26 protein-coding genes are annotated in these 23,529 nt (G+C 43.6%); 10 read left to right on the top strand and 16 right to left on the bottom strand.

The genetic code is table 11. The features are described from left to right. Positions 1-62 precede the first annotated feature (62 nt). The 3 genes from L2W36_RS11510 to L2W36_RS11500 all read right to left on the bottom strand — a co-directional run bounded on the left by L2W36_RS11510 (position 63) and on the right by L2W36_RS11500 (position 1,991). Entirely contained in the window at positions 63-482 is a 420-nt protein-coding gene (locus L2W36_RS11510) for a universal stress protein (RefSeq protein WP_006069193.1), read from the bottom strand. A 102-nt stretch (positions 483-584) separates the two neighbouring features. Then, a complete protein-coding gene (locus L2W36_RS11505) occupies positions 585-1,094 on the bottom strand; it encodes a YgjV family protein (protein WP_124941807.1) in 510 nt (169 codons plus the stop codon). Positions 1,095-1,190: 96 nt separating this feature from the next. Next, a complete protein-coding gene (locus L2W36_RS11500; protein ID WP_050798561.1) occupies positions 1,191-1,991 on the bottom strand; it encodes a helix-turn-helix domain-containing protein in 801 nt (266 codons plus the stop codon). A gap of 280 nt (positions 1,992-2,271) precedes the next feature. Between L2W36_RS11500 and L2W36_RS11495 the strand changes: the two genes are divergently transcribed. Both L2W36_RS11495 and L2W36_RS11490 read left to right on the top strand, forming a co-directional pair. Beyond that, positions 2,272-3,180, top strand: coding sequence for a hypothetical protein (locus L2W36_RS11495; RefSeq protein ID WP_236110089.1), 909 nt, complete (start codon positions 2,272-2,274; stop codon positions 3,178-3,180). A gap of 8 nt (positions 3,181-3,188) precedes the next feature. After that, positions 3,189-3,716: a GNAT family N-acetyltransferase gene (locus tag L2W36_RS11490; protein ID WP_236110088.1), complete on the top strand. Its 528-nt coding sequence runs from the start codon at positions 3,189-3,191 to the stop codon at positions 3,714-3,716. Between the two features lie 28 nt (positions 3,717-3,744). On the opposite strand, the gene L2W36_RS11485 is transcribed toward L2W36_RS11490, so the two are convergent. Continuing rightward, the gene (locus L2W36_RS11485) at positions 3,745-4,674 is read right to left on the bottom strand and encodes an SRPBCC family protein (RefSeq protein ID WP_236110087.1); all 930 of its coding nucleotides are present in this window, start codon (positions 4,672-4,674) and stop codon (positions 3,745-3,747) included. A 167-nt stretch (positions 4,675-4,841) separates the two neighbouring features. Between L2W36_RS11485 and L2W36_RS11480 the strand changes: the two genes are divergently transcribed. After that, on the top strand, positions 4,842-5,330 hold the full coding sequence (locus L2W36_RS11480; RefSeq protein ID WP_236110086.1) for a fasciclin domain-containing protein: 489 nt from the start codon (positions 4,842-4,844) through the stop codon (positions 5,328-5,330). Between the two features lie 73 nt (positions 5,331-5,403). On the opposite strand, the gene L2W36_RS11475 is transcribed toward L2W36_RS11480, so the two are convergent. The 3 genes from L2W36_RS11475 to L2W36_RS11465 form a co-directional block, all read right to left on the bottom strand. Beyond that, complete coding sequence (locus tag L2W36_RS11475; protein ID WP_198558688.1) at positions 5,404-5,979, bottom strand: hypothetical protein; 576 nt, start codon at positions 5,977-5,979, stop codon at positions 5,404-5,406. An 89-nt stretch (positions 5,980-6,068) separates the two neighbouring features. Beyond that, positions 6,069-6,788: a lipid-binding SYLF domain-containing protein gene (locus L2W36_RS11470; protein ID WP_236110085.1), complete on the bottom strand. Its 720-nt coding sequence runs from the start codon at positions 6,786-6,788 to the stop codon at positions 6,069-6,071. Positions 6,789-6,886: 98 nt separating this feature from the next. After that, positions 6,887-7,468, bottom strand: a complete 582-nt coding sequence (locus tag L2W36_RS11465; protein WP_006069202.1) for a class I SAM-dependent DNA methyltransferase — start codon at positions 7,466-7,468, stop codon at positions 6,887-6,889. A 180-nt stretch (positions 7,469-7,648) separates the two neighbouring features. On the opposite strand from L2W36_RS11465, the gene L2W36_RS11460 reads away from it, so the two are divergent. Continuing rightward, on the top strand, positions 7,649-8,527 hold the full coding sequence (locus L2W36_RS11460; RefSeq protein WP_236110136.1) for a LysR family transcriptional regulator: 879 nt from the start codon (positions 7,649-7,651) through the stop codon (positions 8,525-8,527). Between the two features lie 177 nt (positions 8,528-8,704). Further along, positions 8,705-9,385: a cation transporter gene (locus tag L2W36_RS11455; protein ID WP_236110084.1), complete on the top strand. Its 681-nt coding sequence runs from the start codon at positions 8,705-8,707 to the stop codon at positions 9,383-9,385. A gap of 22 nt (positions 9,386-9,407) precedes the next feature. On the opposite strand, the gene yddG is transcribed toward L2W36_RS11455, so the two are convergent. After that, entirely contained in the window at positions 9,408-10,322 is a 915-nt protein-coding gene (yddG, locus tag L2W36_RS11450) for an aromatic amino acid DMT transporter YddG (RefSeq protein ID WP_236110083.1), read from the bottom strand. A gap of 206 nt (positions 10,323-10,528) precedes the next feature. On the opposite strand from yddG, the gene L2W36_RS11445 reads away from it, so the two are divergent. Continuing rightward, the gene (locus L2W36_RS11445; protein WP_236110082.1) at positions 10,529-12,061 is read left to right on the top strand and encodes a phospholipase D family protein; all 1,533 of its coding nucleotides are present in this window, start codon (positions 10,529-10,531) and stop codon (positions 12,059-12,061) included. Positions 12,062-12,123: 62 nt separating this feature from the next. Here L2W36_RS11445 and L2W36_RS11440 read toward each other — a convergent pair whose 3' ends face one another. The 7 genes from L2W36_RS11440 to L2W36_RS11410 all read right to left on the bottom strand — a co-directional run bounded on the left by L2W36_RS11440 (position 12,124) and on the right by L2W36_RS11410 (position 17,772). After that, on the bottom strand, positions 12,124-12,276 hold the full coding sequence (locus tag L2W36_RS11440; RefSeq protein ID WP_006069207.1) for a hypothetical protein: 153 nt from the start codon (positions 12,274-12,276) through the stop codon (positions 12,124-12,126). 174 nt (positions 12,277-12,450) lie between these two features. Then, positions 12,451-13,602, bottom strand: a complete 1,152-nt coding sequence (locus L2W36_RS11435) for an arginase family protein (RefSeq protein ID WP_031494544.1) — start codon at positions 13,600-13,602, stop codon at positions 12,451-12,453. 155 nt (positions 13,603-13,757) lie between these two features. Next, positions 13,758-14,921: a MalY/PatB family protein gene (locus tag L2W36_RS11430; protein ID WP_236110081.1), complete on the bottom strand. Its 1,164-nt coding sequence runs from the start codon at positions 14,919-14,921 to the stop codon at positions 13,758-13,760. Positions 14,922-14,988: 67 nt separating this feature from the next. After that, a complete protein-coding gene (locus L2W36_RS11425) occupies positions 14,989-15,408 on the bottom strand; it encodes an N-acetyltransferase (protein WP_038226292.1) in 420 nt (139 codons plus the stop codon). 4 nt (positions 15,409-15,412) lie between these two features. Further along, positions 15,413-15,868: a GNAT family N-acetyltransferase gene (locus tag L2W36_RS11420; protein WP_171393197.1), complete on the bottom strand. Its 456-nt coding sequence runs from the start codon at positions 15,866-15,868 to the stop codon at positions 15,413-15,415. A gap of 66 nt (positions 15,869-15,934) precedes the next feature. Next, a complete protein-coding gene (lhgO, locus tag L2W36_RS11415; RefSeq protein ID WP_236110080.1) occupies positions 15,935-17,161 on the bottom strand; it encodes an L-2-hydroxyglutarate oxidase in 1,227 nt (408 codons plus the stop codon). 41 nt (positions 17,162-17,202) lie between these two features. Next, on the bottom strand, positions 17,203-17,772 hold the full coding sequence (locus L2W36_RS11410; protein ID WP_124941798.1) for a TetR/AcrR family transcriptional regulator: 570 nt from the start codon (positions 17,770-17,772) through the stop codon (positions 17,203-17,205). 87 nt (positions 17,773-17,859) lie between these two features. Here L2W36_RS11410 and L2W36_RS11405 point away from each other — a divergent pair, with 87 nt between their 5' ends. Then, the gene (locus tag L2W36_RS11405) at positions 17,860-18,390 is read left to right on the top strand and encodes a dihydrofolate reductase family protein (RefSeq protein ID WP_062455835.1); all 531 of its coding nucleotides are present in this window, start codon (positions 17,860-17,862) and stop codon (positions 18,388-18,390) included. 90 nt (positions 18,391-18,480) lie between these two features. Here the strand turns inward: L2W36_RS11405 and L2W36_RS11400 are convergent, their stop codons facing one another. Next, positions 18,481-19,155 carry a fructose-6-phosphate aldolase gene (locus tag L2W36_RS11400; RefSeq protein ID WP_236110079.1) on the bottom strand — a complete coding sequence of 225 codons (675 nt, stop codon included), beginning with the start codon at positions 19,153-19,155 and terminating at the stop codon, positions 18,481-18,483. Between the two features lie 163 nt (positions 19,156-19,318). Here L2W36_RS11400 and L2W36_RS11395 point away from each other — a divergent pair, with 163 nt between their 5' ends. The 3 genes from L2W36_RS11395 (at position 19,319) to L2W36_RS11385 (ending at position 23,482) form a co-directional block, all read left to right on the top strand. Continuing rightward, positions 19,319-20,218: a glycyl-radical enzyme activating protein gene (locus tag L2W36_RS11395; RefSeq protein ID WP_236110078.1), complete on the top strand. Its 900-nt coding sequence runs from the start codon at positions 19,319-19,321 to the stop codon at positions 20,216-20,218. 5 nt (positions 20,219-20,223) lie between these two features. Further along, entirely contained in the window at positions 20,224-22,647 is a 2,424-nt protein-coding gene (locus L2W36_RS11390) for a formate C-acetyltransferase/glycerol dehydratase family glycyl radical enzyme (protein ID WP_329605673.1), read from the top strand. 94 nt (positions 22,648-22,741) lie between these two features. Next, the gene (locus L2W36_RS11385; protein ID WP_038226276.1) at positions 22,742-23,482 is read left to right on the top strand and encodes a DeoR/GlpR family DNA-binding transcription regulator; all 741 of its coding nucleotides are present in this window, start codon (positions 22,742-22,744) and stop codon (positions 23,480-23,482) included. The last annotated feature ends 47 nt before the right edge of the window (positions 23,483-23,529 follow it).

Here is a 23,529-nt window from a genome sequence, read left to right as displayed (position 1 = left end):
AGCTTGTAGTAGAAGTGAAAAGTGCCAGAGTAAGGGTATACTCTGGCACGCAGACAAGATGTTTAGCCAATAAACAGTAAGTCCATGGAGTTGTGCTTTCGAAGTTCAGATTCAGCGCCGGAAATCGCAGAGAAAAAGCTGTGCTCTTTACCAAACACAACTAGGTTCGCGTTCAATTCCTCAATCAGTTTAAGTAAGTGTTTCGTCACATTCCCTTCCGACATATGGATAGCACGAATGGGATAACTCGTTCCCTTGGCAAGCGCCATAAGCTCTTCAAACTTACGAAACTGTTCGGAGTCATGAAAAGACGCTAACTCGACTTCAAGATCATTGAAGCTGTTATTGCCGATTCCTGGCTCAACATAAACAACATGTAAATCGGCGTTGTTTTGCTCTGCAATAACACCAGCTTTCACCAATAATCGGTGAGAACGCTCGTCAGCTGGGTCAAGCGCTAGAAGAATAGTTTGATAAAGCATGGTTTCGTCCCGTTAAGATACCTACCTATAATTTCGGTCTTAACACGATAAAACTCAAGATATTAGTGAATTAATTCCAGCAAGCTAAGTTTACATATTCGCTCAAGTTTCTTTGCTAGGCTGACATTCCAGACGATATAAACGATACACGGTGGTCGACAACACGATGGCATTAAATGTGTCGTTTAGCATCCCACCATAAGAACCTACTATCACCGCGTTAACCAGCCAAATGAGTGTGCAAAGCAAAAACGCCAATCGCATTTTTAAACCATGCCCAAGAAATAGTGCCCAGCAACTCAACGATGACGCCAGCCAAGGTAGAAGATCCTTCGCCTCCGAGTAAAAGGTGATGGTCATTACGGTTTGGATAGCCAAAAATAACCAAAACATAGGCGCGCCTTTAAACCTCAGAGAGACAAACGCACGCACTGAATTAATCAATAGATTAATGGCAGCAACTACTGCTCCCATAAAGAAATAATGGGTTGAAAACAACAAACAAGAACAACAAATGAGGGCTCGCATTCTATTATCGTTGACTGTACTCCCAGCTAACAGGTTGACGCCAAACGCCATAAAGCCTAATGCTTGTATTAGTTCACTGCTCACTTAGCTCTCGTTAATTATTTTCGGTAAAGCACCATTATGTCACTTGTCTTGAAACGGTATTGTGATTAACAGCTAGGCGTTATCCATTCCTTACATTTAAAACGGCCCAACTCCTTTTTGTTGCAAATAACGCAGACATCTGAAGTTACTATTGGTGTGCAGATTTGGTTCGGAAAGCGGGTTATTAAGCAGTTGAGTGCTGTGACCTCGATAGAAACTTACGTTGCCATTTTGTTCCGTTTTTTCCAAATAGATATCTCGCAAAAAACACTCAAGACTAGATGCATGAACCACCACATGAAGCTCGCAACCAATGCAAAGTTCTAGAAGAGTTTTTGTTAGACGAATACGAACATCTTCAGCCAGAGCCCCATAACTGGCAAGGGAAAATACCCCGTTTTCGATGGAGAAGATCGCATGCCCAATAATTGCGCCACCGTGCAATAGCCGCAGCACCTGAGGCCGCTGAATATTCATCTTATTCAAAACATGCTCAAGAGGTAACGAAAATATTTTTGAGTGGCCCTGAGAGATAAGTTGCTTGCTAGTGTCGTCCAACATGTCCCAATGCGTTACTACCTGTTTATCAACGGTAAAATTATAAAGGCACTGCTGGGCTAATAGATTATCTTTATTTTTAAGTGCTTTTGAAATAATCGCAGTTTCAGATTCTTCATAAACATAATCTTTAGAGAAAAAACTTGCGATACCAATTCGTCTTAATAGAGAAGGCTCAACATTACCTCTTTCCCAGTGACTAATCATACTCTGGCTAACATTCTGATATAGCTTATGAGAGGTAGACAATTGATCAGTTAACTCTGTTTGGGATAATTTACATTGCTTTCTGAAATAACGCATCGCCTCGGAAAATGTTTGGCGGCTAAACGAATTCATATAACCTCGAATCATTATTATTAGATTTATTAGTAATGGATAAAACTGACACTAAGCCGTAGTCATCAAACGAAGTTTACAGCTAGCTACTCAAGTCTTTTCTTATTCGTTTTGTTCGTCACCTTAATGCGTTGGTTAGCGAACCTTTACACCCAATAACCTTTCAACAGGAAGCAGACAAAAAAAACTTTTCTACCCTAGCATTTAACCTATCGTTTACTCCTAAAATCACATCAGTTATGTTGTTTGTTATGCAAGATTGATGTAATGGGTTTAATACATGGAAAAGTTTATGGCGGCATCTAAGTTCGCCTTTTCGATTGCTTTGATTGTGATGGCAGCGTCCATCTATAACTTTACGCAGGAAGCGAGACAACTCAGACTCGAACTTCCTACGCTATTGGCACAAGTTGACTCGACCGCTCAGAAAATCACCCCGGTCATTCAAGAAATAAAAAATATTCAAGAAATTGTGCCTCAGATTCTGGCTCAAAGTGAAGAGTACCAGAGACTTATTCCAGAAGTTCTAAAACGAATCGATGATGTCAATCAGCAGGTTCCGGTTATTGTCAATGAAGTCGCTCAAGTGCGTGAAGCCATTCCACCCATTCTCGGTGAAACGCAAAAATGGCACCAGTCTGTACCCGATATTTTGGCAGAGGTGGACAAAACCAATACAACGGTTCGTCAAACCAACCAGCAAATCGCGGCGACAAATAAACAAATTCCGCTCATTTTGTCTGAGAGTGCGGCTCTTAGAAAAGAAGTACCTGATATTCTTACGCAAGCAGAAGGCCTTGTTCAGCAAGCAGAGCAGGCAGGAAGAGAAGCGAGTAAAGGTGCAGTCTCCGGAGTCATTGGCGGTATTTTAAGCTCCCCTTTTCAATTGGTTGATAAAATAACCGAAGTGTCTGCTGATACGTTCGGGCTAAAAGAGAGCGACAGCTACACCAAGAAAGATAAAGAACTTCATAAAGAGGCAGTCGAAGCCTTAGTTAAGAATCCAAAATCAGGCAAATCGAAGACATGGAGTAACCGTTCCTCCGGTAATTCGGGCGTTGTTAGTATTCAATCAATGAAGGACTCGAGTGAATCGCGCTGTTTCACCATACTGAGTCGACTCACCATTGCCTCTGGCCCAGATAAAGGCACACACAGCGTAACAACAGATAAATGTATAAAACTCTAGGAAGTATCGTGACAGACATTAAATACATACTTGATGACAACGTAGACGACACCATCAACCAACAGTTGATCGCTTTATTAAGTCGCTGTTTTACCAAGCCCAGCGATGAGCGTTTTAAGGTGCAACGCTACTACAATGAGATGCCACAACATCGTTGGTATATTAAGTCACCATCGGAAGACGCCATTATTGCTCATCTAGCGGTACATGAAAAAACAGTTCGTATAGGCTCACATCAAGCCTTGATTGGCGGTGTTGCTGAGGTGTGCGTGCATCCGGATTATCGAGGTCATGGGTATGTGAAGTTGTTGTTGAAACAGGCTCATAACTGGATGGCGCAGCAAGGCTATGTCTATTCGGTATTATTTGGTAGAGATGAAGTGTATAGCTCTAGTGGCTATGAACGCGTCACTAACCTTTACTTAGTTGGAGAAGAAATTCCACCACGTGCAACTTCAGTCTCCGCCATGGTCACCCCACTTACAGATAAAAAGTGGCCGCACTTCAAAGTTGAACTCAAAGGTTTAGCGTTTTAGTTCTCGAAAAATCTCGGCATAGTTATGCTTAACGCTTAAACAAGATAACCTCTGTCACTAACTCGTTTTCGGTTGCTTGTTCAGGATTATTGAGGTAACGCTCGATACCTAATGGCTTACGCTTCACTTTGACTTTATGATGCCGTGAAGCGTTCATTGCCATCGACCACGCATTGCCAAGGAATTGATACTCTCCAGTGTGCTTAACGACATATGTGTCACAAGCCTTTATCTGGCCACTTACAAATGGTTCTGGGACGCTCAATTGACGTTCTATTGGGACGCAGGTGATAAATTCAAAAAACTGAGTCTCCATTTTCATACTTTGATAAAAACTAAAGGGTGCGCCGGTTGCTGGAAGCTGCTTTTCGTCGATGAGTACAGAGAGCTTTTCAATATGCTCTCGCATAATCGGACCTATTTCGTTTATCGTCCCACTCCCACGTAAGCCAATGTAATTTACGTTATCTTGTTGCCGCTCCCCAACTAGTAAAAGCTCAGAGTTGACTTGCCCGATTTCCAGTTTGGCTTTGAGCATTTTCAAGCCTCGATCATAATCCATACCTATCATGGTTTTGAAAAGACCTTTGAGAAAAAACAGATACCAGGGTACTTGACTTGACATCGTCCAGCGAACTTCGCTTCTTGCCCCCATTTGGACAGCTTGAAACGAAACGTGTGCCTCCGATTTGAACGGTTTGAAAAAGTGTAAATGCATCTCTAATTGATGTGACGTTCGCTTCATCAGAGTCATTTCGCCTGAGCCCACTAAGTCGCCATGCCAACTGTACCCGTCACCAATATTTCCCTGCTCTCCTCGATAATCTAACTTACACTCACGCTCCATAATGAGCCAAGGTGACCATTCAGGCCAATTTCTATAGTCCGCTAAAAACTCAATTACGTGATCTGCGGTGGACTCTATGTCGATTCGTTTCTCTACGGTGTAGTTCAACATGGCTAAGGAGATCCTATCTTTTTTATCAATAGTTTAGTCACGATTTATGCAATATGCGAACTCAGCAATTAAGAGGTTTAACAGAAACTTGAAACGGTTTTAGTGATCGATAGAAAACTCAACACGTAACAGAGCTCTGCCTATATGAACAAACAAGGAACGCTACTATGAAACACCTTATATCTCGTGTGATCACCTTTTTTTCTGTACTTCTGTTTTCGTTTTCGGCTAGTGCAGGACATCATGGAAAGGACATTGTCGACGTCGCCTCTGAGAACGGCTCGTTCACCACGCTCGTTGCTGCGGTTCAAGCCGCAGGATTAGTCGATACGCTCAAAGGCCCTGGTCCGTTCACAGTCTTCGCTCCAACAGACGAAGCCTTTGCTAAACTGCCGGCAGGTACTGTTGAAAGTTTGTTAAAACCAGAAAACAAAGACAAGTTAGTCGCGATACTCACTTATCATGTCGTTCCTGGTAAAGTGATGGCAGCTGACGTCATGGGGCTCGACAAGACAACTACCGTTCAAGGGCAAGACATCATGATTACTAAGAAGGATGGAAAGGTAATGGTAGATAATGCAACGGTTGTGGCGACCGACGTGATGGCGAAGAATGGTGTAATTCACGTCATAGATACGGTAATCATGCCGAAATAAACCCTGAATACCTTTGAGTAGGTGATCATCACAACGACCACCTACTTTTTATTCCTCTCGACAAGGCAACGCCCTAATTAGCTCTAGAGGGAATTAAGTTAAGCATTGAAGTAATGATTTTTTCCATTTCATGTTGCTGACTTGGTTCATCAATACGACGCTCAGTAGGTCCTTGTGCCAACACTCGCCAACGTGGGAAATCGCCAACTGGGGCAAAAGCTGCGACATAGACACTGCCTTTCTCACCTTCCTCACCAGGTTTTGCCTGCACCTTAATACCGGTAGATATTTGGGTTGATTCAAAGATCTCTTGATCATTCATACCAGACTCCGTCGCGATCCCAAAATCCATGAACATATTAGGACGTTGAGAAGAAGAAACTTGAACATAACCCTTGTTGGCAAGCTCTTTATCAATAAGATCTTTAATAACTTTGAGATACTTTTCGCCATCAACATTATCCGATACTCTCGCCACTGCAGAGTCTGGTCTCCACGCGTAAGTCGCAACACCTTGAGTTGGCAGGAAAGAGAAATCGCCCGTGGTAGCGATACCATAGGACAAATTGGGCTGCGGTGAGATCGTAGTGGTTGTGCAACCAACAAGTGCCAATCCAGCAATCAGTAATAGGGATAGTTTATTCGTCATCTCGTCACTCTTCTATTAACCTTTCCGTTACAATACTAAATGACTCTAAAAAGAATGACACCGTTTTTCACACATTAGCGAAGAGCTTTCTACTCAAATACAGCGCGATAGGAGATACCTTCCAATCGCTTTCTGAGGCTTTGTGCCTTGCCTTGGCTATCATCAAAATTGGAGAGTATGTGCTCTAAATCAAAACCCTCACCATAGTAGGCCGTGTTAAGTTGATCATTTAAGGACAGTTGAAATGTATCGATACTGCCACCGAAATAGAGCCCCTTGTTTTCGGATACCATCATGGCACTGATTCCACTCGTTCCACCGATCACTTTACCACTAACACCTTTACCAATAGTCAGATCTGCCGTTCCTCCTAGTTTGAATGGTTCTTGTTGTAGTGTGGATAACACATCATTTGAAAGTACAACACCAACGCCACTAATAGACTGGCCTCCGGCCAAAAGCCCAAACATAAAACTGTTGAAGTTGATAAAAACGGGCTGACTCCAATGGTGTGCTTGTCTAGTCATTAATATGCCCAGACCTCTTTGCATGCCTAGTAAAAACCCGCCTTGTCCACCGGAAGGGAAAATCACGATAGCTTTAGCAACACCAGTGAGATTTTTAACCGAGTCCCAATGAGATGTTGAGTCGAACTGGTCAATTTTCTCGGCAGAATCAACAATAATAGCGTGAGCTTGACGAAAAGATTGGTTATCTGATGATTCAATAGTATACGCCCTAGTCGGTAGCACCAAAGCTAACAGGGTAAAGGAAACTAACATTGATAGAGTACGATGAGTTAACGACATATAAGCAAACCCAAGTAGAAATATGGATGAGAATTGTAGCAAAAAAAAGGTGACGCCAATGGCATCACCTATTTAAAATTCAGATACGTTAAATGTAATTACTTATGAGCGACTGCCATCAGCACTTTTCGCACACCTTTGCCAGTGTCGATTTCAAATGGTGTCGTGACGTCAACTTTATCAAAACCCGCATTAAGCAATGTGTCTTTTGCTCGTTTCAGTGTCAAACCATAATCTTGGTTGTCTGTCTCTGCCACCCAATCCCAATGAACAAATAAACCGTATTCATCAAGCAACGTGTAAATGATATTAACCGTCTCTTGAAGGTTATCTAAAAAGCCGCATACCGAAGACGCGACGACAAGATCAAACTGATTACGAAATGCTGGATGCTGAGCAACCAAACCGCGAGTCAAAAGATCAACGACCGGTTCAACATTTTCCAAGCCTTTTTTGTCTAACTCTTCGATCATCGCTTCAGAGCCATCCAATGCCACAATCTCTTTCGTCTCAGGAGACATCAATTGGCTTAAAAGACCCGTTCCACAGCCAAAGTCTAATACCGATTTACGCTTAAGTGACGTGAGTTCAGTTAACTCTTTGAAGCAGGCTTGTGCAAAGGTTGCCGTCGCTTCGTTGTTTTCCCATGTCGCGGCGTACTCATCCCACTCGTTAGACATAGTTCACTCCATTATTTCTACTAGTACCACGATATCTCAGGCACCAAACTTTAATCCTTAATAACTAGGCATAGATTAAACCAGAACACCAATCAATTCCTAGTGTTATCTTCGTATTCTTTGGCACACATGCTATGATTTTTGTTCCGTTAAGTAACAGGTAGTTTCACCGCTATGTCGATAAATCTTTCTCAAATAGAGGCATTTTGTGCAGTGGCCGACACTGGTTCAGTCTCTGAGGCTGCAAGAGTCCTAGACTGCAACAGAACGAAACTTAGCATGGCAATCAAAGCACTAGAGAAAGATCTCGATACCGAACTGTTTGTGCGTACGGGCAACAACGTCTCTTTGTCTGAGACGGGTAAAGCGATCTACAAAGACTGTGAGAATTTACTGATTACTTCGGCGCGCATTCGTCAAACCTGTGCGCAAGTCTCTGGCGATTTTGCCACCGAGTTACACATTGCCCATGATGACTCACTGCCAGACACCTTGTGGCGTGATTTCTCAATCCACTTAAATCAGCAGTTTCCTGCCATCTCTTTCAATGTGGTTCTAGTTTCTTCAGGAGACCTAGCCGACATTGTTGAGAAGAAACAGGTAGATTTCGCGTTTGGTGTTGATTTCGAGCGCGTTGAAAACCCTCGTTTGGCCTATCAGCCATTGGGTAAAATCCGCATGATGTCAGTATGTCGTTCGGATAATAAGCTTTCCAAGCTGCCTCGAGTCTCCGATGAAGTTCTACGCGACTCTATGCAGGTTTCCCTCGCTTACCTCAATCATCGCGATAACCCAGAACTATTGCCTTTCTCACTAAAGTACATTGGGTTTTCTAGCTTTGAATTTATGTTGAAAACGATTCTGTCCGAGGGAGCTTGGGGTGTACTGCCAGAGCCGCTGATAAGACAGCACCTAAGAGAGCAAGAACTCTCAGTCATCAAACACACTTATGGTCTAACACAAGAAGATTATTGCATGTTCACTTCAGCAGGTATGTCCGAACACCCCGCGATGATTTGGCTTGCAGACCAAGTTAGTGAATACTTGTTTGCTTTCTAAGCCAAGCACCATCAGTGAGCGTCAATATTCCTGCCACCAGAAAGGCATTCTAATATATTGATTTTCATAAAATTAATTCACACCATTAGATTTTCAAGTCATGTTTAGCAAACTTTTGTTTGAAAGATAACCAGCCTAGCTCAACAATGGATACAGATTTTAAAGAAGGTAAATCGTATGTATCCCAATAATCCACATAATGAGTCAAAAACTCTGACAGTATCAGCCATTATTGCAACAGGCTTTGCTATCGCAGGACTTGTTGTCGGTGTGGTGATGGGCTCATTAGTTATCGCTTTTGATGGTGTGTACTCATTAGTTAGCCTACTGTTAACTTTATTGTCGCTGGTTGCTGCGACACAGTTGAAAAAGCCAAACAGCGCACTTGCCAAATACGGTCGCACGACAGTTGAAGGTACCGTGATCGCCATTAAAGCTTCTGTGATTCTACTTATTGTATTGGCGTCGTTGTATTCCGCAGTAACAGCAATGTTTGGTGGTGGTCGTCCAGTAGATACCTCTATTGCAACCATATTTGGACTGTTTAACGTTATCGGATGTGCGCTTTCATGGTGGTATATCGCTAAGAAAAACGTAGCACTTGACTCAAACCTTATTGATGCTGAAACCAAACAATGGCAAATGGACACCATGTTAAGTGTCGCTGTAATGACGGGCTTCATTGCAGCTTGGGTACTAGAGCAATCACCATTCGCTGCATACAGCGTCTATGCTGACCCAATGATGATGATTTTGATCTCAGCGTATTTTATTAAGGTGCCTGCCGTCATGTTAAAGGACGCATGTGAACAGCTTTCTAGCCCACAAAGTAAGCAAGTATCAACGTCTAACGCTTAGCTCAAATTCAATATAACTTTATTTAAGCCGGAGCATTTTCATGCTCTGGCTTTTCTTTTGTGGCCCAATAACACACAAGTGACCCTATCGTTACCAATGCCACGCCTTGCCAAAATGAAGCGCCTAAAGCAACCGATAAATAGAATGAAGAGAAGATCGTCGAAAATACTGGCGTAAAGTAAGAGAAGGTCGCAAGAAGCACCATATTTCCGCCAATGATAGCTTGATTCCACAGTGCATAACCCGCTCCCATGACCACTCCTGATATCAATAATGTTGATACAGATGAGAGCGTAAATGTCATTCCACTTTCAGAGCTGAATGCATATTGAATCCACAGGGTGATGGCTGTCGCGGCAAAAAATAATACTATGGCATTCTTCCCATTACTCATTTTCGGAGTGATATTACAGTAAAATGCCCAAATAAACGCCGCACTAAATGCCATAAAATAGGTAATCGGATTCGTCGCAATATTTGCTGCAAGTACAGACAACGCTAAACCAGAGTCCCCCGAAATACACCATGCGACGCCAACAAATGCCACCAATACACTTGGATACACCAGAGCACTGACTTTGCGTTTAGTCGATACAACGGCAAGCAATACCGTTAGGGCTGGCCACAGATAGTTGATCACCGCCATTTCCATCGCTTGATGACGGTCATTTGCCATTCCTAGCGCGAGAGCCAAGAAGATTTCGTAGCTTACAAAAAGTACCCCACCTAGTAACAGATATTTACGATTGAAGTCTGATAACTTAGGAACCCCCATCACCATAGCAAGTGAAATGGTACTCACAGTGTACAGCATTGCTGCCCCACCAATTGGCTCAAACAACTCGGCAATATTACGAGTCAATGCCATTAACGTGCTCCACAATAATATTGCAGCAACTCCAAACAGCGTGTATTTGTTTGAACCAAGTCCAGCCATAATCTCTCCTTAAATAATGGCAGTTAATTTTCTATAAACTGATATCAGCAATTGCTATGCAACTGAGCGGGTTTCTATTAACCTTAGATTAAGCAAGTGTGAAAAATATCAGTCAAAAGCCTGAGGATACAGTGCATTTGCCAATGGAAGTGGCTAAACTCGCTCTGCATTTTTAGGAAATCACAATTTAAAGTAACACTTTAACTATGCTCAATTTTTTGTCTATAAAAAACCTGTTTTCTGTTTTACTGATTATTGCCTTAAGCGGGTGTGTATCATCAAGCATTGATCCATCGAGGTACGAAAAATCCCCGTCCTACACAATCATCAACGACACACCCACGCGCTTGGACGACTATTTCTCACGAGAAGTCGCCTCACACTCCTTGACCACTGAGACCGGATTCTATCCACTAGACAAAGGTCATGATGCACTGCTTGCTCGTCTAGCGATAATTGAAACCGCGCAATCTAGCATTGATGTTCAATATTATATTTTCCGTGATGATGAAGCCGGCAACTTAATTGCTTGGCGTCTGTTCGAAGCAGCTGAACGTGGCGTTAGAGTTAGGTTGTTACTGGATGACATGCAAAAGTACGATGACAGCGACCTAGTGCGCTTCAGCAGTCATCCGAATATTGAAGTACGCATGTTTAACCCGCATCACTTGCGATCCGCTCGTGGTATCGCAATGCTTAGTGACTTTGAGCGACTCAACCACCGAATGCACAATAAGTCACTGACCGTAGATGGCGTGGTTTCCATTGTTGGTGGAAGAAACGTTGGTAACGAATACTACTCCATCGAATCAACGGTCGAGTTTGCCGATTTAGATCTACTTATGGTTGGGAAATCGGTTCGACAAGTAAATCGCCAATTTGATCTTTATTGGAATAGTGATTACAGCGTCCCTATTGAATGGATAACACCTCAGATGGAACACTACACCGACGCAGATGTAGATACTTGGGTTAAAAATCTAGGGTTAGAAGCGAAGTTCTCAGGCGGTATTTATGATTTTGCTAAGCTGCCTCTTTATACCGATCTCATCAATGGAACCATTGATTTGTATTGGGGTGAAAGTGATTTGTTATATGATCTGCCTAATAAACCGGACAGCAAACAGAGCACCCTAATCGATAGCCTAGGCGCCGTATTAGATGAAGGAGAAACCTCTTTAGTATTCATTTCACCCTACTTCGTTCCCACGGAGCGTGGTACCCAAGACTTGGTAAATGCCGTCAAGGATGGCCTAGAAGTCGTCATTATAACAAACTCACTGGCTTCCAATGATGTATTTGCCGTTCACGGGTGGTATGCCAAATACCGTAAAGACTTAGTGGAAGGCGGCGTGCAACTATGGGAAGTGAAATCTCATGCTGAAATCAAGAAGAATTGGAGCCTGACAGGGAGCAGCCGTTCAAGCCTGCACACTAAAGCCATGGTTATCGACAAAACCAAGATCTTTGTAGGCTCAATGAACTTAGACCCACGTTCCACGCACTTGAATACGGAAATGGGCGTTGTTGTTGAACAGCCTGAATACGCACAAAAGGTCTATGATGAGATTATGCGAGAAATACCCACTACTGCGTATGAGATTGCCGTCAAGGATGGTGATGTGATTTGGATAGATCATTCAACAGGTAAAACACTCACCTCTGAGCCTGATGCCAGTGTCTGGCGCAAAATGGGCGCGTGGTTCAGTGGCATACTACCCATTGAAGAGCAGCTCTAATGGATGGGATAAAAACTAAAAAAGGTAGCCTTTGCTACCTTTTTTCTCAATCTTGAAAGTGATTATGCTTTCTTAAGATCACGTGCTGGGTAAGTTAGAGACATGCCGTCTACTTTAACGTGAACGTAGTAGCCACCACTGCTCAAACCAGTAACAACCATCTGACCTAGATCGATACCTTTTGTTGCAACAACAACATCATCAATAGCAAACATTTTGAACCCTTAATTGGAAATAAGATTAACAGCAATCTTTCGGGCGCTATTGAAGCAAAGTTGATGCGTTTGAACTAATCTGATTTTTTGTCGTTTGGACAAGATTATTTTGTTGTGGCAGGCATAAAAAAACCACCGCTGCAGCGATGGTTTTTACTATTCATAATCAATATATTACAGTGACACTGAGCCGAATGCTTGATGCCAAACTGTGTGGCGATTCTCACCACCGTTTTCTTTCTTGCGCTCTTCAGCTAACCAGCATAGAAGTTCCCAACCAAAACCAGCAGCAATGATGCCATCTTTGTCAGTTGGATCTGTATCAGGCGTGTATTCTGCAATATCTGCTCCCACCAAACGTACTTTACCTGATGCCTTTACTTTACGAATGATATCGTAAACTTGCAGGTGAGTAAGGCCAAACGGATCTGGGCTTGAGTTTGAACGACAGAATGCAGTATCCAGAGCATCAAGATCAAATGTAAAGTATACCGGACCACCGTCACCACATAGCTCGATGATCTTATCCGCAACAGCGTCTACGCCTTGCTCGTAAACTTCATTGGTCGTGAAACCTGTAGTCCCAAATGCAATATGATTACCTTTTACTAATGCTGTTTGACGACCACGCATACCAATTTGTACCGTGCGCTCTGGGTCCGCTAGACCTTCAGAGTAAAGCTTTGGTAACCAGTGACCTGATGTGTACGGGTAATCAAAGTCTGCACGTGTCGACAAGTCATAGTGTGCATCGAAGTGAATCACTCGCAAAGGACCATACTTCTCACCAAGCGCACGCATCGTTGGATATGGGATTGTGTGGTCACCACCAAAAATCAGTGGAGTACAGTCTTTTTCGACCACCATGTGGTGTAGAAGCTCGGTTAACTGCTCGACTTCTGCTTTTAGTTCAAATTGACCTAAGCTGTCCCAGTTACCATAGTCAGAAACGCGGCACCATTCGAATGGAATTTCACCGTTATCACCAACCGTTCCCATCCCCATTTTACTTAGGTGACGTAGACGCTGTGGTGCGAACTTGTGAGAAGAACCAGTTGGAGAGCATTTCTCAATACCCATTCCATAGATAACAACATCAGTGTTATCCAAATCTTGCGAGAACGGCGCTTGATAGAAGCCTAGGTAATCTTTATTGATGAAACTCATCTGCTCGATACCTTTGCCACCACCTTGCTCTTTAACACGAGCTAAGTAAGCCGCTACTTCAGGATCAAGGTTATCTGCTGCCGATACGTTTTCCCAAATATGTTTATATTTAGCAACTTTCTCTGGGTCAATTGCTGGCCACTTCTTAACATTAGACATGGTATTGCCTCTCATTTCTGTTGAACATCATCACTTTAGCGACTCTGTTATGGCAAAACCAGTAGCAAGGGGTATGTTACTTAAGTAACCCTGACACGTCGTCTGGTATCAGGGTTACCAATATTAAGTCGCGCCACCATTTTAGTGATATCAGGCTAAGCGAATACTCCCTGTAGTCGCTCAATGGCTTCTACCACTCGCGCTCTCGGTGTTGCTAGATTAAATCGCAAAAACTGTTCACCGCCCGTACCGAATGACGAACCATGGTTCGCAGCAATTTTTGCCTCGCTCTGGACTTTTTCAATCACTTGATCAGGGGTTAAACCTGTACCTGAAAAGTCTACCCACGATAAATACGTCGCTTGCAAAGTCATAGATTGCAATCCATCAATAGCATTAATCGCTTCATCAAAGAGACGACGGTTTTCGTCCAAGTATTCCACCAGCGCTTCCAACCATGCTTCACCCTGTTCATAAGCGGCCGTTGCCATCAGCATACCGATACGGTTAGGACCAACACCGGCAGCATTAAGAACACTCGTATACTGCGCTCGTAATGTTTCGTTTGGAATGATGGCGGCACCGGTCAAAGCGGAAGCGATGTTAAATGTCTTAGTTGTCGCCGCAAGGATAACCATATTCTGTTCATGTTTAGGAGCTGCAAGTGTTGCCACAATGTGCTTATTAGGAGGGAAAATCAGATCATGATGAATTTCATCCACTACTAATATCAAGTCATGCTGAGCACAAAACTCGGCCACCTCACGAATTTCATCCGCACTCCAAACACGGCCGCCGGGATTATGAGGGGAACACAAGATCACCATCTTTTCTCGGCCATTAAGATTAGCCGCTAAAGCTGGTAGATCCATTTTGTAGTGACCGTCTTCCTGTACTAGCGGACTCTCTACCACAACTCGTTGATTGGCATTGATAACGCGCGAAAAAGCATGGTAGACAGGAGTAAACAAAATAACGCCATCGCCAGGCTTACTATACGCCTGAACGCAGAGTGCCGTACCTTGTACCAATCCTGCACAGGTTACTATCCACTCGGGCTGAACACTCCATTGGTGTCGTTTACTCATCCAAGTAATAACGGCATTTCTATAGCGATGGTCATCACCAAAGTAACCATTAACCCCGTTATCCGCGGCTTCCATTAAAACCTGATTGACGGCAGGCGGAGCTTTAAAATCCATATCTGCGACCCACATGGGTAACCCTTCATCAGGAGAAACACCAAAACTACTCTCCATCTCATCCCATTTGGCCGAATGGGTACCTCTACGCTCTACAATCTCATCGAAGTTAAACATTGCTTATTTCACCGTCCATTTCGTTGGAGAAACAGTTTAACTCGTTGATATTCAGGGAACCAGACAGTTAGCCCGACATTGTCAATTGAATGTGACCTGTGTGGGGGTCAAGGCTTTCATCAACAATGCTAAAACCACAACGATGATAAAAGCCTATTGCACGACAGTTGTGTTTATACACCGACAGGGATAACGCCTGGCTTTTCTCTCTGGCATCCGTTATTAAACGCATCCCAATGCCGTCGCCTTGTGCTTGTGGGTCAACAAACAAGGCCGCTAAATTAGAATTTACTAAAGAATAAAACCCCAAAACCCGTCCGGCTCGCTCATATACAAAGGTATCTGAGTTCGGAAGGTATTTGTTACGCATATCGTCTACACGTTGGTGCCAGAATAGCGGCTCAACAAAATCATGCGCTTCTACTGACGCGCTGAGCCAAATCTTTAACACACTGTCTAAATCTTCTTCGCTAAACTCTCTGATCATTGACCTATTCCATATAGTATTTGAATCCGTAGTGACTTTTCTCGAAACCAAGACGCTCATAAAACTGATGGGCACGTTCGCGAACTTGATTACTAACAAGTTGAACTATCTTGCACCCTTGATATCTAGATTGCTCAATAGCAAACTCAACCAAAGTAGCCCCTACACCTTTTCCTTGAGCATGATTTGCGACAAACACGCCTTCAATATTAGCTCGTATTTCGCCGTTATAGGTAAATTGAGGAATAAAACTCAGTTGCAACGTCCCAACGACGTTGTCATCAATAGTAGCGACATACAGGAAATGATCCTTAGATGTCGCAAAATGGTCAAATATCCGATACATATCGTCAGTAATTTGCCCATCGCAAGCTTGCTTTAATTCGGGCTTATCATCCCAAAACAAAGGCAGTATTGAAGGCAGATCGTCAGAGCGGGCAATACGGATTTCTATGGTCATAACACGTTCACTTATTCAAATTGAGAAAGGTATCGTTAAGTATGCAGACCATTCATGACTAAAGCTTTACAGCTTAAAATCAACAAGTTGCTGCGCTACTTTGTCACAAATATACTCACCAATCGGTATGGCGGATGTCGCTGCCGGAGAAGGTGCGTTACAGACATGCAAGCTTCTAGAAGTTTGAGCAAATAAAAAGTCGTGCACTAACGACCCATCTGCTTTGACGGCCTGCGCACGAATTCCGGCGGGGTAAGGTTTAAGATCATCCAAGACAATCGACGGGCAGTACTTGTGCACTAACCCTAAGTATCCGGGCTTCCAAATGGAATTTTTGAACTCATATAACCCAGTAGTTAAATGCTGCAACGTAACTTTCCAGTAACCTGAAAATGTCAGCATTTGCCAACAGTCACGCCAACTAATGTTAAATGAGCCGTAACCTTCTCGTTTCCAACCTTGCACTGCATTAGGGCCAACAGTAATAGAGCCATCGATCATTTTTGTTAAGTGAACACCTAAAAAAGGTAGCTCGGGATCGGGAATAGGATAGATAAGGTGGTTAACAACATCACGATGCTTATCAGCAAGCCGATAGTATTCACCGCGATAAGGAATGATTTGGAAGTCGGTTTTAATGCCTATCATAGTGGCCATTCGATCCGCCATTAAACCTGCGCAAACCACTAGTTGTCGACATTTAAGAGTGTTCAAAACGCCTTTTTGCAAGCAGGTTAACGTCACATGGTCGTCATACTCCTGCATCGCTTTTACAGATGTTGATAGCTGCACTACACCACCCAATAGCGAAAATTGCTGTGCCATCACTTCGGTAACCTTTCGATAATCAACAATGCTAGTTTCGGTCACTCGAATAGCTCCCAATCCCGATATATTGGGCTCTAACGCTGCTAACTGCTTTTGATCGATAAGCTCGACCTCAATTCCATTTTGTAGGCAGCGTTGATACAAACTCTGCATCCGTTGCATTTCTAGCTCAGAGGTCGCAACAAGTAGCTTGCCACAGTTTTCAACGGGTATTTGGTGTTGATGACAAAATTCTATCGTCGCTTTAAGACCACGCTTACAGAAATCCGCTTTTAAACTGCCGGGTTGATAGTAGACACCTGCGTGAACAACGCCGCTATTGTGTCCGGTTTGATGCTGCGCCACATGCGATTCTTTTTCCACAACCAGAACAGAACTGTCGGGATAACGCTGCTTAAGCTGCCATGCGGTTGATACACCTACAATGCCACCACCAACCACAATAAAGTCGTACATGTCTCTCATCCTTGTGAAACTCGATATTGACTACCTTACTCCGCTGGCTGCTAGGAGGAAAGTGAAGGTGTCACAGCTTTTAAGTACAGCGTTATTGACCCCTGATAAATGTCGTATTTCGCTTGCTGGTCAATCTCGGAAAACTGCATAGAGAATGCGAACCCATGCAAATAATCCGCAAGCAGACTCACTGCGTTTTGTTTCTCTGTCGTAGATAGATCAAGTTCCTCAATAACTTGATTGAACCGACTGATAAATACATTAGCGGGTCCTGCTGTTTTCATCTTGAACAGTGTTTCTAGCAAGCCCGGATATTGTCCCAATAGTTCAAGATAACTCCAACCCAGTTGCTGTAACTCCTGTTGCCATTCTCGTCCTTCCTCCGGCAGATATATCCCCTCAACCAAAGATACTGCTACAGCTTCTAGCAACTCATCCTTGTTTTTGAAGTAATAGTAGATGGCCATCGCATCTATATTCAGCTCAGTAGCTAGCCTTCTGATACTTGGGATCTTTCCATCCACTTGCATCAAGCGCTTTGCGTTTTCCACTATCACTTCTTTGCTCAGCGTGACATTACCTTTAGTTGGACGTCCCCTTTTTTTGGCCTTGACAGTCATAAAAGATCCTAGCTAAACTAATATTAATTTCTACACTGTAGAATTATAGCAAAATGACCTTTAATATCAAATAGCGGAGTCTCAACAATGGCAAATATCGTATACATCGGAACCAGTCTAGACGGCTATATCGCAGACAAAAATAACGGTCTCGATTGGCTACATGATGTGCCAAACCCTGAGGGCTCAGATTTTGGTTTTGCGGAGTTTATGGACCGAGTTGATGGACTCGTCATGGGCAGAAACACTCTAGAAATCGTTCTGAGTTTTGGTATTGAGTGGCCCTACTCTAAGCCAGTATTTGTGTTAAGTAATACACTTACTAAAGTGCCTGAAGGCTATGAAGACAAAGTCTTTTTGGTGAAAGGTAAGCTAAGCGACATCGTTAGTGACTTGAACTCGAAAGGCTACAAAAACCTCTACATTGATGGCGGTAAGACGATTCAGAGTTTCTTAGCGGAAGATCTAATTGATGAGATGATAATCACCACCATTCCAACCCTTCTTGGTGGTGGTATTTCATTGTTTGGTGAACTCGATAAGCCTCTGAAATTCAAGCATGTATCAGCAGATCGTTACCTTGATTGTATCGTTAAAAACCGATACGTAAGAGCGTAGCCATTTGCCAAAGGTGCTAGATAGCTTATCTAGCACCTCAATGGTTACTCTAGCAACAATAAATGCATTCAGAATGCGACGCTTCAGTTTTTAGCTTTCAAATGAAAGCTTGTCACCAAACACTTCTGACCAATCTTTATCAAACTGTGCTACTGCTGGTTCAATGGCTGGATGCGAGAACATTTGCGCAGCCACATCAACTGGTAAAGTAATTGCACCAATCCCCAACTTCATCACATCCATCGCCTGCTGGACATTCTTGAAGCTTGCAGCGAGGATTTTTGTTGAAAGTCCATGTTTTTCGATCAGCAATTGAAGGTCACGAACCACTGCAACGCCATCACCATTCATAGCATCAATACGGTTAACGTAAGGCGCAAGATAATCGGCGCCACACAATGCAGCCATGAATCCTTGCTGCACCGTGTATATTGCTGTAGCTAGAACCTGAATACCCTCTTGTTTCATTAACTTAATAGCAGCTAACCCTGCCTCCGTAGCGGGAACTTTTATCACCATATCGTAAGGAAGTTCACTTAGCTTCTTTGCTTCCGCTAACATTGAACGAGGATCTTTACTCACCACTTGAGCGTGAAAACGCGCCGCATTACCCAATACTTCTGTCATATTAGCAAGTGTCGTCGTGAGCCCCACCTTAGATTTAGCGACAATCGTCGGGTTGGTGGTCACTCCCTTTAACGGGAAACATTGGTTAAAACGTGCGGTCTCGCTGACATCCGCCGTATCTAAGTAGAGTTCAATCATCTTCTATTCTCAAACCTTTATTTGAACATTATCAAGTTACCAACAATATAGATCTTGCCAATTTGATGGATCTTGATTTTGATCAAGACAATCTTCATATGAAGAGTTAAAGTTTCATTTAATGAAAGTAAATAACTTCTTAAAATGAAAGATTGGATGGCACATGTATTTTAATATCCAAAGATTCTCTACTCATGATGGTGATGGTATTCGAAGCCTACTGTTTCTCAAAGGATGTAGCTTGGCTTGCCCCTGGTGCCAAAACCCAGAAAGTCGCAGTGCTAAGCATTCTGTGCTATTCGATAAACGCAGCTGTTTAAGTGACTGTCATCGCTGCTTGGACGCTTGCCCTTCAATTGAAGCTACACCAGAAGGCATCAAGATAAACAGAGATACCCTTGATGATTCACAAATCATTGCTTTGCGAAATGTGTGCCCGACACAAGCGTTAACCGTGTGTGGAGAAGATGCTCAACAAAAAATGCTGTTCGATACCTTAATGAAGGATAAGCCGTTTTATGATCAAAGTAGTGGCGGGGTAACTTTCTCTGGTGGTGAACCATTAATGCAGTCCGATTTAGTGGCGTCCTTAGCCAAGCAGCTCCAAGCAGAAGGTGTAAATACAGCTGTAGAAACGTGTATGCATGTACCGTGGAAAAACATTGAACAAGCAGCGCCCTATATTGATTGCTGGCTAACCGATCTTAAACACACCAATGAAACAAAATTCTTGGACTGGGCACAGGGTTCACTGAAACGTATTAAGAGCAACTTCCACAAACTAGCGCCTATTGCAAAACGAATCATCATTCGTGTACCCGTAATCACAGACTTTAATGACTCTCCCGAAGAGCTCGAAGACATTATTGATTTCGCAGCTGATATCGAAAACTGCACCGAACTACACCTGCTGCCCTATCACACACTAGGCATCAATAAATACCGTTTGTTGGACATGCCCTATTTATGCTCCGACAAACCACTCAACAACCCCGAGCTGCTTGAATACGCGCAACAGTACGCCAAGCAGTATCCACGTATCAACGTGATTGTAAGAGGCTAATGACTATGGAACTCAATTACTTACCTAAGCGTATTCAAGAACATAAGAAAGCTCTGGTTAATATTATTACGCCACCTATTTGTACCGAGCGTGCGCAAGCATACACCAAAGTCTACCAGCAGAATGAAGACAAGCCTGTTATCGTCCAACGTGCACTAGCACTGGAAGAACATTTAGCGACACGTACAATCTGGATCGATAATAATGAGCTAATTGTGGGTAACCAAGCCAGCAAACTGCGCGCGGCGCCAATCTTCCCTGAGTACACCGTACGTTGGATTGAAGCAGAGATTGATGAGCTTGCTGACCGACCAGGAGCAGGCTTTGCTGTCACAGAGCAAGACAAAGACGTTATCCACGCCCTTACCCCATATTGGCGAGGTAAAACGGTACAGGATCGTTGCTATGGTTTATTCACCGATGAGCAGCAAGCCATCTTGGCAACGACCATTATCAAAGCCGAAGGTAATATGACATCCGGTGACGCTCACCTAGCAGTCGATAACGAGAAAATTCTCGCCATTGGTTTAGATGGACTCATTACCGAAGTGGACGATCATCGTTTAAATAACGATATTTCCACTTATGAAGGACTTAAGAAAGAGCAGTTTTATAAGTCGGTCGATATTGTGTTACGTGCGATTCAGCAACACATTTTGCGTTTCTCGGAGTTGGCATTGAACATGGCGCAACAGGAGTCGGATACTCAACGCAAACTAGAGCTTGAAACCATTGCCGCAAACTGTGAACACATTGCTTATCATCCACCTTGCAACTTCTGGCAAGCATTACAGCTCTGCTACTTTGTGCAATTGATGCTGCAAATCGAATCAAACGGTCACTCGGTGTCATTTGGTCGTATGGACCAATATCTCAATGATTTCTACATCACCGATATCAACAATGGCTCCCTGCAACCTAGCTTTGCTACAGAACTACTACAAAGCTGCTGGTTAAAGCTGCTGGAAGTCAACAAAATACGCTCAGGGGCTCATTCCAAAGCCTCGGCTGGTTCTCCACTTTATCAAAACGTCTGTATTGGCGGTCAAAAGCTTGATGAGAAAGGAGTGCCAATGGATGCGGTCAACCCACTTTCTTGGGCAATTCTTGAGTCATGTGGTCAACTCCGCTCCACGCAGCCTAACTTGAGTGTTCGCTATCACGAAGGCCTGAATCAAGAGTTCTTAATGGGTTGTATCGAAGTCATTAAGTGTGGCTTTGGTATGCCAGCGTTTAACAACGATGAAATCGTTATTCCTGAGTTTATAAAACTAGGGGTCGAGCGAGAAGATGCCTACAACTATGCGTCGATTGGTTGTATTGAAACCGCGGTCCCTGGTAAGTGGGGTTATCGCTGCACCGGTATGAGCTTTATTAACTTTGCTCGAATCCTATTGGCCGCGTTAAATGAAGGTGTCGACGCCACGTCTGGAGAGTGCTTCTTACCTCACAGTAAATCACTAGAGAAAAACAATTTCGCTAGTATGGATGAAGTGATGCACAGCTGGGCAGATCAAATCCGCTACTACACCAGAAAGTCGATTGAAATTGATACCGTTGTCGACTCTGTGCTAGAGCAGCAGGCGCACGATATCTTTTGCTCCTCGTTGGTTGATAACTGCTTACCAAGTGGCAAAACCGTCAAGGAAGGCGGTGCGAAGTATGATTGGATATCCGGATTACAAGTAGGTATCGCAAACTTAGGCAATAGCTTGGCAGCCATCAAGCATCTGGTGTTCGATGAAAAGCAGATCAGCCAGCCTGAATTGGCGAAAGCGATGGCAGAGAACTTTGAAGGCTCACAACAAGAACAGTTGCGCCACCAGCTGATTAACTTTGCGCCTAAATATGGCAACGACGATGACGCTGTTGACCATCTACTAGCGCAAGCGTATCAAGTTTACATTGATGAGCTTAAACAATTCGTTAATACCCGACATGGACGAGGCCCGATTGGTGGTGGGTACTATGCGGGGACCTCTAGTATCTCTGCTAACGTGCCATTCGGAGCCTCGACGATGGCAACGCCTGATGGCAGAAAAGCGTCAACTCCACTTGCTGAAGGAGCAAGCCCTTCGTCTGGCTCAGATCGTTTGGGACCAACGGCTGTGTACAACTCAGTGGCAAAAATCCAAGCAAATCAGATTCTTGGTGGTGTGTTGTTGAATCAGAAACTCTCTCCTGCAGCGGTGCAGTCGGAAAGTGACAAACTGAAGCTATCCATGTTGATTAGAACTTTCTTCAATCATCATAAGGGGTGGCACGTTCAATACAATATCGTATCGAGAGACACCTTATTGGCGGCCAAACGTAATCCTGAACAGTATCGCGATCTTGTGGTTCGCGTTGCAGGATACTCAGCGTTCTTTACTGCATTGTCTCCAGACGCGCAGGATGACATCATCGCTCGTACCGAGCACGACTTGTAACAAGTTTCAAATCACCACTTTCAAATGAAATTGAAACGAAAGAGGGCTATACTAGCCCTCTTCTTTATTGATTTACGTAACGCCCGGGGCCTCAATGAATTCCAGACAGTCTGAAATCTTAAACTTAGTGAACGACAGAACACGAGTGCAAGTCACTGACCTCTCTGAGCTCACTGGTGTTTCCGGTGTGACCATACGTCAAGACCTCAACTATCTAGAGCAAAACGGCTACTTAAAACGAGTTCATGGTGCCGCTGTTTCCTTGCAAAGTGATGACATCGACTCGCGCCTTGAAGTGCATTTCGATATAAAACAGCAGCTTGCCAACAAGGCTGCTGATCTTGTTGCCGCTAATGAAACGGTGCTTATCGAAGGCGGCAGTGCCAATGCGTTACTTGCTCGTACACTAGCAGAAAGAGGTGATGTCACCATCATCACTCCTTCGGCCTACATCGCGCATCTCGTTCGTCATACCTCAGCCAATATCATTTTGCTGGGTGGTGTTTACCAACATCAAGGTGAAAGCTTAGTTGGACCACTAACCAAGCTTTGCATTGAGAACATTCATTTTAGTACTGCGTTTTTAGGTATCGATGGCTTTGATATTGATACCGGCTTCACTAGTCGCGATATGATGCGTGCAGACATTGCCGATACCATCATCCAGAAGAAACGCCGTAATATCGTCTTAACAGATTCCAGCAAGTTCGGGCAGATTTTTCCGTCGTCGATTGGCGACACCAGCGAAATCTCCATTTTGTTGACTGATGACGCAGTACCAGAAAACATGGTTAAACATTTGCGGTCCAAGCACGTCGAGGTCATTATCGGCTAGCGATATTAATTCAAAGGCAATAGTATTAGTACTGATATGCTTTTATG

The organism is Vibrio sp. McD22-P3, assembly GCF_021568915.1.
Classification (GTDB): Bacteria; Pseudomonadota; Gammaproteobacteria; order Enterobacterales; family Vibrionaceae; genus Vibrio; species Vibrio mediterranei.
Note: the sequence above shows the minus strand (reverse complement) of the source record. Positions and strands in the feature narration are given on the sequence as shown.